This window comes from Synechocystis sp. LEGE 06083 (assembly GCF_015207725.1).
GTDB lineage: Bacteria > Cyanobacteriota > Cyanobacteriia > Cyanobacteriales > Microcystaceae > Synechocystis > Synechocystis salina.
The window spans coordinates 1-4081 of record NZ_JADEWJ010000313.1; the positions used below are offsets into that span (position 1 = coordinate 1).

Sequence of the window (4081 nt, forward strand, 5' to 3'; positions counted from 1 at the left end):
GTTGCGGGACCGGGGACTGGGGGTAATCCTGCCGGCGGGGTTAGAACGGGGCGGCACCGCTAAACGCTTGGGGGTCAAGGTAGTGGGGGAAGTGCAACGGCAAAAAGGCCAGCGGCTCACCCTGCAAAGCTTAATTAACTATGACCTGCAATTGATGATGGGCACTGGGGACAATGCCCGCTTATTAACTAATGCAGACTTTGAAGGTTTGCTGGCCCAAAAATCTCCCCTGGTGGTGCTAGACGGGGAATGGATTACCCTGCAACCAGCGGACGTGCGGGCCGCCAAGGCCATTCTCCAGCAACAACAATCCGCCCCTCCCCTAACGGTGGAAGATGCCCTACGCCTCAGCATTGGCGATTTGCAGACCGTATCTAAGTTGCCAGTGACCCAATTTGCCGCTCGGGGCATGTTACAGGAACTGATTGATACCCTCCGCAATCCCCAGGGAGTGGAACCTATCGCTACCCCACCGGGTTTCCAGGGCACTCTGCGGCCTTACCAAGCTCGGGGTGTGGGTTGGTTAGCCTTTTTGGAGCGCTGGGGTCTGGGAGCTTGCTTGGCAGATGATATGGGTCTGGGCAAAACCCCTCAATTACTGGCTTTTTTGCTCCATTTAGCCGCTGAAGACATGTTAGTTAAGCCGGTGCTGATCGTTTGCCCTACGTCGGTAATGAGCAATTGGCAACACGAAATTAATAAGTTCTCCCCCCAGCTAAATACGGTTTTACACCATGGCGATCGCCGTAAAAAGGGACAACCTTTAGTCAAACAAGTCAAGGACCAGCAAATTGTTCTTACCAGTTATGCTTTGTTGCAACGGGACTTTAGCAGTTTGAAATTGGTGGACTGGCAGGGGGTGGTGCTGGACGAAGCCCAAAATATTAAAAATCCCCAGGCTAAACAATCCCAAGCGGCCCGGCAATTGCCAGCGGGTTTTCGCATCGCCTTAACGGGGACTCCGGTGGAAAATCGCCTGACGGAACTCTGGTCAATTTTGGAATTTTTAAATCCCGGTTTCCTGGGCACCCAAAGCTTTTTCCAACGGCGCTTTGCCAACCCCATCGAAAAATTTGGCGATCGCCAGTCCCTGCTAATTTTGCGGAATTTGGTGCGACCGTTTATTTTGCGACGCCTGAAAACAGACCAAACCATTATCCAAGACCTACCCGAAAAACAGGAAATGACCGTTTTCTGTGACCTTTCCCAGCAGCAAGCCAATTTATATCAACAATTGGTGGAAGAGTCCCTCACGGCGATCGCCAACAGTGAAGGCATTCAACGCCACGGTTTAGTCCTCACCCTATTGACCAAGCTCAAACAGGTCTGTAACCATCCCGATTTATTTTTGAAAAAACCCGCCATTACCCATGGGCACCAGTCCGGCAAATTAGTCCGTTTGGCAGAAATGCTCGAAGAAATGATCAGCGAAGGCGATCGGGCGCTAATTTTCACCCAATTTGCCAGTTGGGGCCATCTGCTCAAACCCTATCTGGAAAAACACTTTAACCAAGAGGTGCTCTATCTCCATGGAGGCACCCCCGCCGCCCAGCGGCAAGCTCTGGTGGAACGGTTCCAGCAGGACCCCAACAGTCCCCATTTATTTATCCTTTCCCTCAAGGCCGGAGGCACAGGGCTTAACCTCACCAGGGCCAACCATGTGTTCCATGTGGACCGGTGGTGGAATCCAGCAGTGGAAAACCAAGCCACGGATCGGGCTTTTCGCATTGGCCAAACCCGCAACGTCCAGGTGCACAAATTTATCTGCACAGGCACTTTGGAAGAAAAAATCAACGCCATGATGGTCGACAAACAACAGTTGGCGGAACAGACAGTGGATGCGGGGGAAAATTGGCTTACTCGTTTGGACACCGATAAGCTCCGTCAGTTATTAATCCTATCGGCTACCCCAGTGGACTACCAGGGAGAATCCTCGGAAGAGGCTTGATAAAGATAGGTCTTGGGGAAATTTCCCTTTATTGAGGAGATTCAGAGGGCATTAGCCGTCATTGGCAGGCTTCCCAAACCATCTCCCAGGCTGGTTTAGGCACAAAAAAAGACAGTCGGGAAATCACAATCCCCACTGCCTGTTCTGGCAACAAGTTGTTCCATGGGGCAAGAAAAATTAATTTCCCCCCAAAATTGGACAATCAAGGGCCAGATAATTTACTAATTGCTAGCTAAACAGAAACTTCGCTCAGTTCCCTGGTCATGTGGTCAAAGGGAGAGGCAATGAAATCTGCGGTGCTCAGATTGGTTTCCTCCGCCATGGCTTCAATCATTTCCTTCATGATCTGAATGCCCCGCACCGTGGGCCCAATGGGTACTCCCAGGGAATTGTAGGTTTCCCGTAGTCCTTGCAGAACCCGCTCATCCAGCACGTTATTGTCCCCGGCAATGAGGGCATAACTGGCATAGCGCAGGTAATAGTCCATATCCCGCAGGCAGGCGGAAAAACGACGGGTGGTGTAGGCATTACCACTGGGACGGATTAGCTCAGGAATTTCTTCAAACAATTGGGCGGCGGCCCGTTTGACGATGGTGGCGGAATTGGCATTAACCATGGCGGCGGCGGCAATTCTGGCCGCACCGGACTCAAAATAAGCTTTGAGCTCATCCATGGCGTTCCGGTCTAGATAACGACCGGTCAAATCATAGTTTTTTATTAAAGTGGTAACCGCGTCTCGCATTTAAAAGGTTCTCCCAACGGCAGTTTATAGTTAAGGGGCTTGGGCAAGCCATTTTAGTTCTCCTACCTATCATTATTTCCGAGTGAACGCAAGTCAAGGGAGCCCTTACCCCTGCAATAAAACTACATATTTAGGCCGTCAGGGGCTTAAGTTTTTGCATTGAAAATTAAATCCCAGTGCCGAAAATAAATTGGGCTGGGGCCGTGGTAGAGGCTCCAGCAAAAACCTTAGCGGCCCGGGGCTTAATGAATACTTGCTGGCCAACTTTGGGGTTGAGTTGCTGACGTTGTTCTCGGTTGAGATAGGCCAGTACCCTGGTGTTGTCAGTTAAGAGCACCTCCACTTGTACTTCCCAGCCAAGGTGAATCACCCTTTGGATGGTACCAGTGACAGTGGTGTCGTCCGCTTCAGTTAAAAGCTCAAAATCATGGGGTCGCACAAACACCGGGTCCTGGTGTCCATTCTCGCTGTGGTGGGGCCCAAAGGCGTGGGAATTAAATAGGGACGCAGTGCGGGGCAAGACGTTAACTTCGCCAATGAAACTCATCACAAAGGGACTAGCGGGATGCTCATAAATTTCCTCTGCAGTGCCAACTTGCTCAATTTTGCCGTTACTCATCACCACAATTTCGTCCGCTACTTCCATGGCTTCTTCCTGGTCGTGAGTAACAAATACACTGGTGAGGTGTACTTCATCATGTAATTTGCGTAGCCAGCTACGGAGTTCTTTCCTCACTTTGGCATCTAGGGCTCCAAAGGGTTCATCCAGTAATAAAACCTGGGGCTGTACTGCTAAAGCTCTGGCTAAAGCGACCCGTTGCCGTTGTCCACCGGACAGTTGGGAAGGATAACGATTGCCGAGGCCTTCTAGTTGAATCAGTTCCAGTAATTCTTGCACTCGTGCTTTCGTTTTCCCTGGGGGATGTTTGCGAATTTCTAAGCCAAAAGCAATGTTTTGCCGGATGGTTAAATGTTTAAATAAGGCGTAATGCTGGAAGACAAAGCCAATATTACGTTTACGAATGTCCACATGGGTAGCATCTTGGCCATTAATAATAATTTGTCCTTGGTCGGGGGGTTCTAAACCGGCGATCGCCCTCAGTAGGGTTGATTTGCCAGAGCCGGAAGGCCCTAACAGGGCGACTAATTTACCATTGGGAATCTCTAAATTAATATCCTTAAGGGCGGTAAATTCACCAAATTTTTTAGAGACGTTGTTAATTGTAATACTCATTGAAAATTCCTCTAATAATTGTTAAAAATATGGGATTATTAAACTGAAAAAGTTTTGTTGGGGCATTAAACAGATTTATGGTGACCAGTGCGCCGCTCCAAAATTTCTTTTAATACCAGCGTGACCACGGCTAAGAGAGCCAGCACCACCGCTGCAC

3 protein-coding genes and 1 pseudogene are annotated in these 4081 nt (G+C 49.7%); 1 reads left to right on the forward strand and 3 read right to left on the reverse strand.

From position 1 onward, the window contains the following. The coding region (locus tag IQ219_RS17490; RefSeq protein WP_194073460.1) for a DEAD/DEAH box helicase at nucleotides 1–1948 on the forward strand (1948 nt) is incomplete at its 5' end. A gap of 232 nt (nucleotides 1949–2180) precedes the next feature. Here the strand turns inward: IQ219_RS17490 and apcB are convergent. The 3 genes and pseudogenes from apcB to IQ219_RS17505 all read right to left on the reverse strand — a co-directional run. Beyond that, nucleotides 2181–2690 (reverse strand): allophycocyanin subunit beta, encoded by a 510-nt coding sequence (gene apcB, locus IQ219_RS17495; protein ID WP_194073461.1) that lies wholly within the window; start codon nucleotides 2688–2690, stop codon nucleotides 2181–2183. A 166-nt stretch (nucleotides 2691–2856) separates the two neighbouring features. Continuing rightward, nucleotides 2857–3924, reverse strand: a complete 1068-nt coding sequence (locus IQ219_RS17500) for a sulfate/molybdate ABC transporter ATP-binding protein (RefSeq protein ID WP_194020635.1) — start codon at nucleotides 3922–3924, stop codon at nucleotides 2857–2859. 65 nt (nucleotides 3925–3989) lie between these two features. Continuing rightward, a pseudogene (locus IQ219_RS17505) lies at nucleotides 3990–4081 on the reverse strand (sulfate ABC transporter permease subunit CysW); the annotation flags it as partial.